General features: G+C 40.5%; 15 protein-coding genes. 5 read left to right on the forward strand and 10 right to left on the reverse strand.

The genetic code is table 11. The features are described from left to right. Positions 1 to 50 precede the first annotated feature (50 nt). The 3 genes from IRJ18_RS15210 to IRJ18_RS15220 all read right to left on the reverse strand — a co-directional run bounded on the left by IRJ18_RS15210 (position 51) and on the right by IRJ18_RS15220 (position 1,766). Positions 51 to 428, reverse strand: a complete 378-nt coding sequence (locus tag IRJ18_RS15210; RefSeq protein WP_194107168.1) for a VOC family protein — start codon at positions 426 to 428, stop codon at positions 51 to 53. A 12-nt stretch (positions 429 to 440) separates the two neighbouring features. Further along, entirely contained in the window at positions 441 to 881 is a 441-nt protein-coding gene (locus tag IRJ18_RS15215) for a DUF6223 family protein (protein ID WP_194107169.1), read from the reverse strand. A 66-nt stretch (positions 882 to 947) separates the two neighbouring features. Further along, positions 948 to 1,766 carry a helix-turn-helix domain-containing protein gene (locus tag IRJ18_RS15220; protein WP_194107170.1) on the reverse strand — a complete coding sequence of 273 codons (819 nt, stop codon included), beginning with the start codon at positions 1,764 to 1,766 and terminating at the stop codon, positions 948 to 950. A gap of 243 nt (positions 1,767 to 2,009) precedes the next feature. Here IRJ18_RS15220 and IRJ18_RS15225 point away from each other — a divergent pair, with 243 nt between their 5' ends. From IRJ18_RS15225 to IRJ18_RS15235, 3 genes are read left to right on the forward strand one after another with little or no spacing between them, the layout of a single operon-like run. After that, the gene (locus tag IRJ18_RS15225; RefSeq protein ID WP_194107171.1) at positions 2,010 to 2,333 is read left to right on the forward strand and encodes an ArsR/SmtB family transcription factor; all 324 of its coding nucleotides are present in this window, start codon (positions 2,010 to 2,012) and stop codon (positions 2,331 to 2,333) included. Beyond that, positions 2,326 to 2,823 carry an SRPBCC family protein gene (locus tag IRJ18_RS15230; RefSeq protein ID WP_194107172.1) on the forward strand — a complete coding sequence of 166 codons (498 nt, stop codon included), beginning with the start codon at positions 2,326 to 2,328 and terminating at the stop codon, positions 2,821 to 2,823. Before IRJ18_RS15225 ends, IRJ18_RS15230 begins: the two co-directional genes overlap by 8 nt. Before the next feature lie 38 nt (positions 2,824 to 2,861). After that, positions 2,862 to 3,296, forward strand: a complete 435-nt coding sequence (locus IRJ18_RS15235) for a VOC family protein (protein ID WP_194107173.1) — start codon at positions 2,862 to 2,864, stop codon at positions 3,294 to 3,296. 43 nt (positions 3,297 to 3,339) lie between these two features. Here IRJ18_RS15235 and IRJ18_RS15240 read toward each other — a convergent pair whose 3' ends face one another. The 4 genes from IRJ18_RS15240 to IRJ18_RS15255 form a co-directional block, all read right to left on the reverse strand. After that, a complete protein-coding gene (locus IRJ18_RS15240) occupies positions 3,340 to 4,188 on the reverse strand; it encodes an alpha/beta fold hydrolase (protein ID WP_194107174.1) in 849 nt (282 codons plus the stop codon). A 27-nt stretch (positions 4,189 to 4,215) separates the two neighbouring features. After that, positions 4,216 to 5,082, reverse strand: coding sequence for a beta-1,6-N-acetylglucosaminyltransferase (locus tag IRJ18_RS15245; protein ID WP_194107175.1), 867 nt, complete (start codon positions 5,080 to 5,082; stop codon positions 4,216 to 4,218). A gap of 13 nt (positions 5,083 to 5,095) precedes the next feature. Next, entirely contained in the window at positions 5,096 to 7,681 is a 2,586-nt protein-coding gene (locus tag IRJ18_RS15250) for a non-ribosomal peptide synthetase (protein ID WP_194107176.1), read from the reverse strand. Positions 7,682 to 7,955: 274 nt separating this feature from the next. Beyond that, the gene (locus tag IRJ18_RS15255; RefSeq protein WP_228072885.1) at positions 7,956 to 9,590 is read right to left on the reverse strand and encodes a L,D-transpeptidase family protein; all 1,635 of its coding nucleotides are present in this window, start codon (positions 9,588 to 9,590) and stop codon (positions 7,956 to 7,958) included. A 142-nt stretch (positions 9,591 to 9,732) separates the two neighbouring features. Between IRJ18_RS15255 and IRJ18_RS15260 the strand changes: the two genes are divergently transcribed. Then, on the forward strand, positions 9,733 to 9,942 hold the full coding sequence (locus IRJ18_RS15260; RefSeq protein ID WP_194107177.1) for a hypervirulence associated TUDOR domain-containing protein: 210 nt from the start codon (positions 9,733 to 9,735) through the stop codon (positions 9,940 to 9,942). An 80-nt stretch (positions 9,943 to 10,022) separates the two neighbouring features. On the opposite strand, the gene IRJ18_RS15265 is transcribed toward IRJ18_RS15260, so the two are convergent. The 3 genes from IRJ18_RS15265 to IRJ18_RS15275 form a co-directional block, all read right to left on the reverse strand. Then, positions 10,023 to 10,604: a fasciclin domain-containing protein gene (locus tag IRJ18_RS15265; RefSeq protein ID WP_194107178.1), complete on the reverse strand. Its 582-nt coding sequence runs from the start codon at positions 10,602 to 10,604 to the stop codon at positions 10,023 to 10,025. Positions 10,605 to 10,834: 230 nt separating this feature from the next. Beyond that, entirely contained in the window at positions 10,835 to 11,410 is a 576-nt protein-coding gene (locus IRJ18_RS15270) for a pentapeptide repeat-containing protein (protein ID WP_194107179.1), read from the reverse strand. A gap of 62 nt (positions 11,411 to 11,472) precedes the next feature. Then, positions 11,473 to 12,195: a CPBP family intramembrane glutamic endopeptidase gene (locus IRJ18_RS15275; RefSeq protein ID WP_194107180.1), complete on the reverse strand. Its 723-nt coding sequence runs from the start codon at positions 12,193 to 12,195 to the stop codon at positions 11,473 to 11,475. A gap of 115 nt (positions 12,196 to 12,310) precedes the next feature. On the opposite strand from IRJ18_RS15275, the gene IRJ18_RS15280 reads away from it, so the two are divergent. Further along, complete coding sequence (locus IRJ18_RS15280) at positions 12,311 to 12,952, forward strand: HAD family hydrolase (protein WP_194107181.1); 642 nt, start codon at positions 12,311 to 12,313, stop codon at positions 12,950 to 12,952. Positions 12,953 to 12,963 lie beyond the last annotated feature (11 nt).

The following is a 12,963-nucleotide window of genomic DNA, read 5'->3' on the forward strand; positions in this document are numbered from 1 at the left end:
CGTCGATAGCTTCCAATAGATCCATATCTAATTATGTGATATGCCGCCTTCTATATTGGCTGAAATAATTCTATCAAATTTCCAGACGGATCAATAAGCAGTATTTGAGAACCTCCCGGGCCGGTAATAATTTCATTACGAAAATGAAGCCCTTGGGATTTAAGTTTCGCAACCTCAGCTTCTAAGTCGTCAAAAATAAGCTGGAAACGGTTCCATCCGCCCGGAACAGGTAATGATCCGTCGGGCATAGCTTTGCCTGCAGAACTTGTCCTTGAACTTAATAATAATCTTAGGTTCCCTTTAATTACGGCAGCAAACGCAGGAGCTGCATTTGTCGTCAATGTAAAACCGAGGTATTGCGTGTAGAATTGCACTGCATTATCAACATTTTCAACCATGTACCGGATATTTACGCTATTGGTATCCATTACAAAATTTTATCAGTTGAGATTAGTATCTATTTTTTTATAACGAAGGGCCAGCCAGCTAAACGTTATCCCAATTAAGCTGAGTATCAGGGCAACAATTGCCCCGGCTTTTCCACTGCCCGATCCGAAAACAGCGCCAACAGAAGTACTAAGGTGAAGTATACTGAGAATAATGCCCGCAAGCCCTAATATCAAAGCAACCATAGCGCCATTCTTTCCTTTACCGGGCCCAATCTGTCTAACGGCGCGCCTCCTGGCCGATAAGCCAACAATCAGACTTGTTAACCCTACGGCTACGGCCATAAGCGCTTTCGCCCGCCCGGGCGTTACACCTTTTACATAGGTAGTATTTCCCCCCTTCTGGTCTGTTTGAGAAAATGCTTTTTCTGTTAACAAAAAAGATAAAGCACTTATCAGGCAGATCGATAAGGTGTAGAGCATATAGTTTTTCATATGATTATTATTTTTGATGCAAAACTATCTTTCGGGAAGCTATTGAAATTGTAAAAAAGCGACATTTTACTTTTTAAACTCAATTGTCCCCCGGTCAGTAGCAGCGATCGTTTCCGGTTTGAAATAATCTTTGGGATTATAACCTGAAAATTTTTGGAAATCGTGAATAAAGTGCGATTGGTCATAATAACCGCAATCGTAGGCTATTTGAGCTAACGATCTATTCTGCGAAAGTTTGTTTAATACGGAGTTAAACCGCATGATCCGTAAAAATAATTTGGGATTGAATCCGGAAAACTCTTTGAATCTCCTTTCAAACTGCCTTAATGATAAAAAGTTGTTTTCGGCCAAAGCTTTGACAGAAGTTACCGGCTGAGTCATCGAAATCGCGTTAATAAACGAATGCATTTTTGAATATTCAGTCTTGATGTTCCTTAGCCGCGATTCCAAAAAATCAGCTATGAGTTTAATTCGTTCGTTGTTGTCTAAAGCCAGCATTATTTTTTCTTCAAGAACTTCGCCGTCATTACCGCAAAGCATTTTCATATCTGCATAGTGGTTTGTTAATTCGTTGGCCGGGATGCCAAATAATTGCATAAAAGCCTGGGGGTATAAATAACAGGCAAAGATTCCGAAATCTGCTTTTGCTGTTACCTTGCTAAAGGTATGCGTCTGTCCATAAATACCGGGAGATAACGTTTGCCCCTTTTCAAATCCAAACAGGTAGTTGAACTGACCTTTGTAGCAAAAAGTAAGTTCGGGATAGGAATAAGCAAATGCGTGATGTACAAATGGATTATCTATTGAAGCACTGCCCTCTAAAAACCAAAAGAACCGAACATAACCCGCAAGTTGTGGCGGCGGTTGTATGATTTTAAAGTTCATTGCTATTTGTTTAATTTATTTATACTGCTTTCAAGCCCCCACTAACGGAAACGTAAAAATAACAATATCAAGTTGTTATAATATACTTCGGTATATTTTAAATAGTGTTTGCTACGAATTAAATTTAAAGAGACAGCAATCGCTGAGTGTAATATATTCAAAAATAATTTCAAATATATTTGCGCAACTCAAAAGTTGCATATATATTTGCAACCTGAGAGTTGCTCATTTTAGTATTCGAATATGAAACAAGATATATTCCAGGCCATAGCCGACCCGACCCGCAGGGCTATTTTAACATTACTGGCTATACAGGCATTGACACCCAATACAATGGCCGAAAAATTTGATATGACCCGCCAGGCAGTATCAAAGCATATTAAAGTATTGCACGAATGCGAATTAATTAAACCCGAACACAGCGGCCGGGAGATATATTATCACTTTAATGCAAAAAAGATGCAGGAATTTGACCACTGGTTAGCCCAGTTCAGGCGAAACTGGGAAACTCAGTTTAACCAACTTGACCAATTATTAACAACCATAAAAAAACAGGAAAATGAGTAACGGTTTGCTATTTGATTTTAACGTTGACAAAGCAGCGAAAAAGGTATATATAACCAGGGAGTTTAATGCCGGCTTATCATTAGTGTGGGATGCCTTTACTAAGGCAGAACTACTGGACCAATGGGGCGCGCCCGCACCTATGCGCGCCAAAACCAAGTATATGGATTTTAAAGTAGGCGGTCGCCGGTTTTACGCAATGATAAGTCCCGATGGGGTGGAGCGTTGGTCGGTACAGGAATTTACCTCCATTACCCCGAAAACCAACTTTAAAATGTACAACGCCTTTTCGGACAAAGACGAAAACCGCGAACTGCCGGGATCTGACTGGGACTACAATTTCAGCGAACAAAATGGTATCACTAAAGTGGATATTACTATTTACAACGAATCGTTTGAACGATTGGAGAAATTGTTGGAAGGCTTCAAGATAGGCTTCACCATGACGCTAAAAAACCTGGAAGAGCTATTGGCCACCTTATCGGAAAAATAACAAAGAAAAATTTACAATCACATTTAAAAATAAAAACTATGAGAGCAATTAACCCCTGGATCAACTTCAACGGAAATGCCGAAGAAGCGTTCACTTTTTACAAATCAGTTTTTGGCGGCGAGTTCACAAAGATCACTCGCTTCAAGGACCTGGCAAGCGATGAATTTCAAGTTGCAGAAAGCGAAGCAAATAAAATAATGCACATTGGTTTACCTATTGGCAAAAACAACGTATTACTGGCAAATGATGTACCTGAATTCATGGGTCGGGTAAGCGAGAACGAGAATAGGTCTAAAATAGCAGTGTGTGCAGAAAGCAAGGAAGAGGCCGATAAAATATTCAACGGACTATCAGCGGGCGGAGATGTTGAGGGCCCTATCGGCGAAGGCCCGTGGGGTACTTATGCCGGCATGTTTAGAGACAAATATGGTATAGAATGGATAGTGGAGTTTGACCCTAATTATAACGGGTAAGTTTCACCGAAGCAAACGGCAGTACTACATAACCTAGCCGCTGTTATAAACCAAACCCTGATAAAAACGACCCATAAGTATTGGTTGATTTATAGGGTTTGGTAAAAAAATCATCGATATTATAATTGAACTTTCTTTTGTGTTCGAACAAGGTGCCATGGCCCGAATGCGAAACTACCCATAAATTTGCCCGGGGGATATGCTTGTAGATGTTTTCGGTATGGTCTCTCCTGATCATATCATGATCGCCGCACATAATTAACGCGGGGCATTTTACTTTACTCAGTTCATTCAGCGCTATATGCGGCTGTAGCCAATCAAGCAAAAACATTTTTTGCTTTTGCTTCTCCACCGGGCTTCTGTTCATCTTTTTTTCAAAACCTGGTGCTTCGCGCTTTTCATCCAGCCACACTTTTGGTTCCATTGCGGTTGAATCGGGCCAAAGGTTTGCACCTGATGACACAAGTTTTTTTACCTTTTCGGGATGACGCATAGCCAGTAATAAGGCATTGATACCCCCATCGCTCCAGCCAATAACATAGGCCGAATCTACATGCATGCTATCAAGCAGGACGGCATAATCATCGGCCATCATTTCAAAGCTGATAGAATCCCTATCATCGCGCGATTTGCCCTGCGCCCGGCTATCGGCAACTATAACCTTATACTTTTTAGCAAAATAGGGAATATTACCCGCAAATGTACTGATACTGCCCCCGTTACCATGTATCATTAATAATGGTTCCCCGCTACCATATGTTTCCGCATACATTTTAAAACCACGGATATTATAAAATTTGCCAGCCCTGCTATTATCACCATAAGGTACTTTTGTACAAGCAGCTATTACTAAGCAAATAATAAATACAGTTAGTAAAACAGGGGTTTTCATACTAATGTGGTTTGTAAGTAACATTTACTATGTAGCAGCTTTGTATCCGGCAATATCATCCAAATAATCTAATATTTTTTCATCTTTCTCCGTATCAAACTTACGGGCATAAAACTTACCTGAATCTACTAATATTTTAGCATCGTCCATGGTTAATATATCCGGGTTGGCGTTACCCCTTTTAAAGCGGATGTATCTTAAATGATCGTTTATAACCCTGTCTTTAAGGTGCGAGTTAATAAGTATGGTTTGAAAAACAATTTCATCGCAGCCCCAGGTCATTTTAAAAAACCGGAATACATTAGGGTTTTCCCTCATGTAATCTATAGCGTAGCGCGCGCATACCGGGTCGATAGCAAACCATTGCGACCGCCCATAAGCTGTTAAGTTATTGGGCAATCGCTTTTTAGGGAAAAACCATGGAAACTTAGTTACCAGCCATTGCAGGCGATACTTTAACGGGAACTTGTAAACACCAAAGTGATATTTTTCCAACCGTGATATAGTTACAGGCCAATCTTTATAAATATCGCGGTAACGCATAAACGTTTTATCGGGATGCTGAAAAAGGAATGCCTGGATATCTTCGGCACTTTTTAAAGGATAGTCCTGCCCGCTTAACAGGTTAATGTGGCTATATGTTTTGCCGGTATTAAGGATGTCGTCAAAAGCGTCTAAACAAACCGGGATACAAGTAAAATCGGCCCAGCCAACCGGCTTTCTGGGTTCGGTGAAAAAAACGTTGGGTAAAGTTGCTATGTGTTTGTATGGTGTTATATCCGTTTTTGCATCCAGATGGATATAAATATCGGCATCGGCATGCATTAACCTTTTTACCAAACGTTCAAGTTGATGAGGGTTTTTATGGGCGAGTATAAAATGTGCTAATCTCATAATTTAACTAAAATTACGAATTCATTTCATCTAATCTGCGCTGAAAAATGTTTGCCAGTATTTTGGAGTTACCTTCATCAAACATATCCTTATGATCGCCCGGAACGGAGTGCACCTCGACCCCATCTAATGCATATTCACTCCAACCTAAATATTTTGAATCATCTATATAGTACAACCTTTTTTTAGCTTTAAATATGTCAATTTTTACATGATAAGGCTGTACCCGATATTTTAAAAAAGCATGATTTAATTTGTTCGATATCTCCTGCATAAATTCCGGCAGGCCTTCGCCATCTTGTTTTTCTAAAATGCCAAATCTGTTTAACATGCTTTTTACACGGGCCTTGTTGTTTTCTCTTAAGTATTTAGCCAGATCGAGCGGTTGGTTTAGTATTGTAAAAATGCGATAGCCAAATTTTTTAAACTGACGTAAAAATTTAACAGCAAATTTTTTGGGTAGTGAATATTGATGTGACGGCAATTGAAGGTTGGTATCAAACATGGCCAGTAGTTTTACATCTTTGCCCATGGCTTTTAGTTGTTTTACCATTTCAAACCCAATAAAACCGCCAAATGAATACCCTGCAAAGGCATATGGGCCCACCGGGTCGTGCTTTAAAACTTCTTTAATATAAAAAGCGGCTATTTCTTCTATCGTATCCGGCACTTCCATAGTTCCGTCAAGACCGATGGACTGGATGCCATAAACAGGCTGCTGGATATCCAGATTGGAAACCATATTGTATACATTAAGCAAGTTTAAACCAATGCCATGGATAATGTATACAGGGATCTTACTCCCTGCTGGCTTAATAGGTACCAGGGTTTTATAGGTCGATTGTAGCGAAGGATTTTCGATAACCTGTGCAAGTTCCTTAATGGTCGGATATTTCATCATTACCGACAGCGGCAAGCGCTTACCAAATTCTTTTTCAACCTGCACCATTATACTAACAGCCATCAGCGAGTTGATCCCTATCTCGAAAAAGTTATCGTTGATGCCGATCTTATCCGTAGCTATACTTTTAAGGCAAATGTTGGTTAAGGCAATTTCTGTTGCGGTATGCGGCGCTTCGTATGATTTTGAGTATTTATTAATAACCGGCTCAGGTAACGAGTGGCGATCGATCTTGCCATTAGGCATAAGCGGGATGCTATCAATTACCGTATAGATGCCCGGTACCATATAAACAGGCAGTTTCTCGCCCAAGGCTGATTTCCACTGCTTCACAAGATTGTCCTGATTTGCAGGGTCTATTTTTTTTGCAGGGACTACATAAGCAATTAAATGTTCGTTATGCAAGCTATCCTCGTACAAAGTGATAAGGGCTTCCTTGATATTAGGCTGCTGCTTTAGCTGAAACTCAATCTCTTCGGTTTCAATACGGTACCCTCTGATCTTGATCTGATGATCGACCCGGCCAAGGCATAATATTTCGCCGTTGTCCAAAATCTTGCCCAAATCGCCGGTCTTATACATTTTACTGCCGGGTGTCCCCGAGAATTTATTGTCAATAAACCTTTCTGCTGTTAGTTCGGGTTTGTGAATATAACCCTCGGCCACACCTGCACCAGTTATATAAATCTCTCCGACTTCACCATCGGCTACTTTATTCAGGTTTTCATCTAAAATGTAAACCTGCGTATTATCAATAGGGTGACCAATGGTTATCACCTCATCGTCCTGCTCAACTTTTTTAATGATAGAGTAGATGGTAGTTTCGGTAGGCCCATACATATTCCAAAGTTCGTTGCACCGTACAACCAATTTTTGTGCAAGGTCTTTGCTCATGGCTTCGCCGCCGCAAAATATTTTAATTGGCAAGCGTTGTACCCAGCCTATTTCCAGCATAGTGCGCCACATAAACGGCGTACCCTGCATAATAGTGATATTTTCGTTAATGGCGGTTTCTAATAGCGCCCGGGCGTCCCGGGCTATTTCGGCATCGGCAATTACAACCGTAGCGCCGGTAATAAGGGGCAGGTATATTTCTAATTCGGCAATATCAAATGATATGGTCGTGATATGCAACATCACATCATCAGCAACCATGCCCGGTAGTTTTTGTACGCTTAACAACAAATTTGTTAAACCAATATGTTTTACTTTACAGCCTTTAGGCCGGCCGGTTGAACCAGATGTGTACAGAATATATGCGAGACTATCCTCATTAATTAATACCGGCACTGTGTCTGCATTGTAGTTATTACTTTCACACACCATGTTTTCCACACAAATAACTTTGAAATTATCCTGGTACTGGGTTTCAAATTGTTTTTGTGTGATCATCACCTTCACCCCCGAATCATTAAGCATATAATTAATACGGTCGGTCGGGAAGTTTATATCTATTGGCAGGTAGGCGGCCCCTGTTTTTATAACGGCTAACAGTAAAATAATCATCTCGGGCGAACGGTTTACCGCTACACCTAAAATGTCGCCCGGCATTACGCCGTTTGCCATAATAATTTTTGCAAATTTATTCGAAAGTTCGTTTACAGCTTGGTAGGTACAAGTACGCTCACCATGCTTTATTGCAATTTTATTAGGATGTATGGCAGACTGATTATCTATTAGTTCGGCTACAGTAACCATATTTTATTTTATCGGGCCAAGTTTAGGTAGTTCATGTATACTTCTAATCGTTTTAAAAATATAAATAAAAACCACACCATTTGGTTTTATTAACTTTTAAATCAAAATTATTACAGAGGAGAGGTATAGTAATGCCCAACTGGGCGCAGGACAAATCTAATTTCGCTCAGTTTGCCACCGATTAATTAGCTATAAATGATCAAGGTTGTAGTCCATGCGGATCAACTACGTTAAAAAGCCAACGGAATGGTATTTCTAAATAATATCAGGAAGCCTATGGCAGATGTTTATCGTTCAATAACATCCCGGCCATGGCACCGTCAAGCTGGTAAATATCTTTCCGGAAGTTTAGTCTCTGTTCACGATCTATAAACGCGGTAAAATACGTAATGAAAACGGGCACTTTATTCTCTATCGTTACATATTGCTCTTTGCCTGCGGACATTGCTTTTTCTATTCTTTGGGCGTCCCAGCCTTTTTTATCTTTTAGGAGAAAGTTGGCAAGTTTAGCCGGTTCCTGTACCCGGATGCAACCATGGCTGAAAGCCCGTGTTGTTTCGCCAAAGAGCGATTTAGATGGCGTGTCGTGCAGATAAGTATTATAATTGTTTGGAAACAGGAACTTCACCAGGCCCAATGAATTTTCGGGACCAGGCAATTGCCGGATAACGGGCAGGCCTTCCTTGTAGCCGGTAATTTCCATTCGGTGTGTCGCTAAATAATCCGGATTTTTTTTCAGTTGGGGGATGATCTCCTTACGTACAATACTTTGCGGCACTTCCCAATAGGGACTAAATACCACATACTTAATCTCTCCATAAAATAAGGTGGTTTGGTGAACAGTTTGCCCGACAACTACATTACAACTCCATAACAAGCTGTCGGCATGATATACATGCAGCTTAAATTCGGGGATATTCACCCCCAGGTAATCCGAATGGAGGTTCACCGGCAACCAGCGGCTGCGTTCCATATTAACTATCAGTTGTTCTATACGGCTTTTTAAAGGCACATTAAGTTCCGCCATGGTCGCCTTATTCAATAAACCATCCACTAATAAGCCATGCCGGTATTGAAAACGCTTAACTGCATCCTGCAATTCCGTGGTGAAAACGCGGTTAAGGGTATCTCCATGAAAATCATCTAATTCAAATAGCCTTTTTTTGATGAGCGGAACGACGATAGCTGAATCACCCGGCCGGATTTTGGCAGACAAGACAATTGGTGACCAGTCTCCGCGCACAGCCAATTCGCGATACTTTTTCAAAAAAGCCCTTAACAGATCATATTGCCGGTAAACAGGTTCGGCTGGCAACTGGCTTTTTGCGGTTTCTTTTAATAAACTATCCAGGTATTGCTGATAATCTACCTTTTTGCGGGGCAGGTACCACCGGGCCGAACGGCTCATCGTATCATCCATACCTTGCCAGGCCAGTTTAGAGAAAACAAAATATTGAGCCGTCAGCATTAACTCCGTTTGGATATTTGGCTGGTGCTGATGTATATCGGCATTATAAATTAACGAGTCCAGTTCCTTTTGATAAGGGGCCGGTTGGTTGATGCCTTCATTTTGCAGGTTTAATACCCTACTGGCCAAATTATTTGCTTGCTCAATTAATTTTTTATTTTCAAACCAGGCATAGGCAAAACCCCTTCTTTGGTAAAAATCATGGATCTCGCCTGCATAAGCACTGAATTTAGGATGCTTTTTTATGAATTGGGTAATCTGTATGCTATCAAAAGTATTTTTTGTTTGCCCGCTAAAATTGCCCGGTATAGTTTGTTTCCAATCATGCGTTAGCGTGTCAGCTTTATATTTACCCTTAATACGCTGCCCGCAACCGCTTAAAGTTCCGGCTGTTAATAAAAATGATAATACAACAAATTGAAGATGCTTATGATATATCATGCTGCCTACCAGAACTGACTGGTATCTTGCTAAGATAAATCTATTAAAAAACAAGGAAAATGATGCAGGTCATTATCTGGCTGCCATTTATCATGTTAGTTTGATCCATTTTCGGCATAATATTGGCTAATTGATTTAAGAGATGAAAAACAGTTTTAAAATAGGCGACCACGTAAAGTGGAATTCAGAAGCAGGTTATGTAACCGGCAAAATTATTAAAATCCATACCGCTGATTTTAACTACAAAGGTTATATTCATCATTGCAGTCCCGAAGACCCGCAATACGAAATTAAAAGCGACAAAAGCGACCATATTGCTACCCATAAAGGTTCGGCACTACAGAAAATTTAGGGTATTAACAGCTGCCCCGGTAAACAAAAAGTCCCCCTGGCGATTTAGTCAGAGGGATCTCTTTTTTTATAACAGCTAAATTATTTTGAGGGCAGTAATACCCCGTTCAATCCATTGACAACGCCGTTACCGCCAATTAGGTCATACAGCGTAACTTCAGCCGTGCTACCAGCCGCGTTGGTTAATTGCAAAGTACTTGTTTTGCTGATAGACAGGGTTAAGGTTTGCCCGTCAAGCGTAGTTAGTGTGGCTTTGCCCTTACCTGCGGTTAAGGCTTTAATAATATCTGCCTTGGCATATTTACCATTAACTATATGCCCCTTTAACAAGGCTGAAAGTTTCACAGGGTCTTTCATTAAGCTATCCAGTTTACCGGCGGGCAACTTAGTAAAGGCGTTGTTGTTTGGGGCAAATATGGTATATGGCCCCCCGGTTTTCAACACGCTTTCCAAATCGGCGGTTTTTACAGCGAGTGCGGCTGTGGTATAATCGGGGTTACTGTTTAAAGCGCCAACTACATCGGCAGCGGCATTGTTTGTAGTAGTTGTTGTAATGGTGGTAGTTGTAGTTGTTTTTTTAGCGGTATCAGTTTGTGCCATTGCCTGGCTGGCCGTAAAACAAACTAACAAGGATGCAGCAATTACTAAAAAGGACTTTTTCATAATATCAATTTACTTTTAGGTTTTATTAAAAATGCTAATGTGTAAAGTATTGCTATGATGTCTCCTTTTTATAATTTACTTAATTTGTTAAACTATAACTTAATTTTGGTCAATTTGTTGCTTTTTTAAGGTTTATTGTGTTTAAGCTACTGGCTATCAGTCTAAAAAATCTCCCTGCTAATAAGTACTCATTATTTATCGACGGTTTGCATTGTCGTTCATCCGAACAATTAATACACAATTTTTACCTGGTGCTTTTCTAACAAGCCAGCCACGCCATCAATGGAAAAACTTGCTTTACGGATGTTATTGATCTCGGGATCGATACTGTAGTTGAATGAAGTAATAAAGTCGACTGATGAAAGATCGGTTTGGTTAAAAACAGCACCGGAAAGATCGGTTTGATCAAACACCGAACCTGCCAAATTAGCTTGTGTAAAATTAACTTCCTTTAAAGACGACTTCACAAACCTGGTCTTCAACATCTTTTTCAGCATAAACGACGAGTAATCCATAATGCAGTTATCGAAAAACACACTGAATAGGAAATCCTGGCACTCATAAAACAGGACACCCAATATTTTACAGTTTTTAAATTGCACATCGTTAAGGGTTGCGCCACTTAGTTTGAGCATGGAGAGGTTGCAGCCATCGAAAGTGCATTCCAAAAATTTATTCTGAGCGAAGTCGCTGTTACTGAAATCGCATTTTTTGAACACACAGCTTTGAAACTCGAGACCCTTCACTGTCATTCCGGTAAAGGATTGATCTTCAAACAGGTGGTCATCGTAAATTAAGGCGTCCATATCTATAGGTTTCTGTTTATAAGCATATGATAGCGGTATTGGCAAAATTCGGCACGGCTATGCTAAAATAATCCCATTCCCGGCATTTTTATATGATGCAGTAAAGCATACCTTGCCAATAAGAATGCCACAAAATCTACAAAAAAGTGCATGATGATTAATACATGGATATTGCGATATCGCTGATAATGCACTCCCGTAATAATGCCGATAAGGAATGTGAAAATGATTTCGCGCAGGTTAAAATAACTAAAATGCAGCACCGAGAACAGTGTAGCTGAAATAATTACCGGCATATAAGTATTTTTAAACAATTGCTGCAACCGGGTAAGCAAGTATCCCCTGAATATCAATTCCTCGGTAATGCCGGCGGTAATGGCACAAAATAGCAACAGCCAATAACGGCTGACAATTATGCGCATCCATTTCATTAACACCGCCGTATTATCGTGCCAGCCAAACCAAATAGGTATGGCCGATACAATTTGGGCCGCAAAAGTGAGCAGGTAAAGTAATATGACCCATTTAAAATAAAACTCTACGGGATAGTGCTCGTCCCATAGCAGAAAATCCTGGTGTTCGGCCTTGCGGGCATATATGTATAACAGACCGACCAGGCTTATATAGATAAACCGCGACAACACCAGTGTGGTAAGGCTATCCAGTCGGGCTAATACCAGTAAGCGGCCAAAAATTAGCTGGAAAGCAAATATCAGTACAATCCCTATAATTAATACGGTTTTGCCGGGTTTTGGCGATAGATCATCGCCTTGGTTTAATTCCATCAGTTGTTATTGTAGTAAGGGCTGAATGTATGAATTTTAAAGCCATCTGCTAAATCAATTAATCGCTTAACTCAGTAGTTTCGCACTGCTGCCGAAATGATATACTTTTGTTCCTATGAACACCACCAAAGCCATTATATTCGATCTGGGAATGGTCCTAATTGATTGGAATCCTCATCACCTGTACCGGAAATTATTTGACGACGAGGAACAAATGAAATATTTCCTGGCCAATATTACCACCATGGACTGGAACGAGGAACAGGATATGGGGCGTTCTTTACAGGAAGGTACCGATATATTGATCAACCAATATCCCGAACACGAAGCCAACATCCGCGCCTATTATACCCGCTGGGATGAAATGCTGGGCGGTATTATTGAAGGTACTGCAGCTATATTTAACCAGTTAAAAGCAAGCGGTAAATATAAATTGTATGCGCTAAGTAATTGGTCTGCTGAAACATTCGACATTGCACGGCAGCGATACGTAGTTTTAAACCAGTTTGATGGTATCGTAATCTCCGGTGTAGAGAAAGTTCGCAAGCCATTCCCCGAATTTTATCATATCCTGCTGAACCGCTACCAGTTAAAACCCTCCGAATGCTTGTTTATTGATGATAATTACCGGAATGTTGCAGCGGCCGAAGAATTAGGGATACCATCAATTCATTTTGTCGGCCCCGATGAACTACTGGTGGAATTAAAGAAACGGGGCATCATTCCCGACACAAACGGACCAATCGCTTCAGCATAACTAATTCTTCA

Source organism: Mucilaginibacter boryungensis (assembly GCF_015221995.1).
Taxonomy (GTDB): Bacteria; Bacteroidota; Bacteroidia; order Sphingobacteriales; family Sphingobacteriaceae; genus Mucilaginibacter; species Mucilaginibacter boryungensis.

Excerpts from the sequence above, each read along its gene's own strand:
- IRJ18_RS15275 (WP_194107180.1), bottom strand. The coding sequence starts at position 12,195 with ATGGAATTAAACCAAGGCGATGATCTATCGCCAAAACCCGGCAAAACC.
- IRJ18_RS15280 (WP_194107181.1), top strand. The coding sequence starts at position 12,311 with ATGAACACCACCAAAGCCATTATATTCGATCTGGGAATGGTCCTAATT.
- IRJ18_RS15210 (WP_194107168.1), bottom strand. The coding sequence starts at position 428 with ATGGATACCAATAGCGTAAATATCCGGTACATGGTTGAAAATGTTGAT.
- IRJ18_RS15260 (WP_194107177.1), top strand. The coding sequence starts at position 9,733 with ATGAAAAACAGTTTTAAAATAGGCGACCACGTAAAGTGGAATTCAGAA.
- IRJ18_RS15235 (WP_194107173.1), top strand. The coding sequence starts at position 2,862 with ATGAGAGCAATTAACCCCTGGATCAACTTCAACGGAAATGCCGAAGAA.
- IRJ18_RS15215 (WP_194107169.1), bottom strand. The coding sequence starts at position 881 with ATGAAAAACTATATGCTCTACACCTTATCGATCTGCCTGATAAGTGCT.
- IRJ18_RS15225 (WP_194107171.1), top strand. The coding sequence starts at position 2,010 with ATGAAACAAGATATATTCCAGGCCATAGCCGACCCGACCCGCAGGGCT.
- IRJ18_RS15265 (WP_194107178.1), bottom strand. The coding sequence starts at position 10,604 with ATGAAAAAGTCCTTTTTAGTAATTGCTGCATCCTTGTTAGTTTGTTTT.
- IRJ18_RS15220 (WP_194107170.1), bottom strand. The coding sequence starts at position 1,766 with ATGAACTTTAAAATCATACAACCGCCGCCACAACTTGCGGGTTATGTT.
- IRJ18_RS15245 (WP_194107175.1), bottom strand. The coding sequence starts at position 5,082 with ATGAGATTAGCACATTTTATACTCGCCCATAAAAACCCTCATCAACTT.
- IRJ18_RS15255 (WP_228072885.1), bottom strand. The coding sequence starts at position 9,590 with ATGATATATCATAAGCATCTTCAATTTGTTGTATTATCATTTTTATTA.
- IRJ18_RS15240 (WP_194107174.1), bottom strand. The coding sequence starts at position 4,188 with ATGAAAACCCCTGTTTTACTAACTGTATTTATTATTTGCTTAGTAATA.
- IRJ18_RS15270 (WP_194107179.1), bottom strand. The coding sequence starts at position 11,410 with ATGGACGCCTTAATTTACGATGACCACCTGTTTGAAGATCAATCCTTT.
- IRJ18_RS15230 (WP_194107172.1), top strand. The coding sequence starts at position 2,326 with ATGAGTAACGGTTTGCTATTTGATTTTAACGTTGACAAAGCAGCGAAA.
- IRJ18_RS15250 (WP_194107176.1), bottom strand. The coding sequence starts at position 7,681 with ATGGTTACTGTAGCCGAACTAATAGATAATCAGTCTGCCATACATCCT.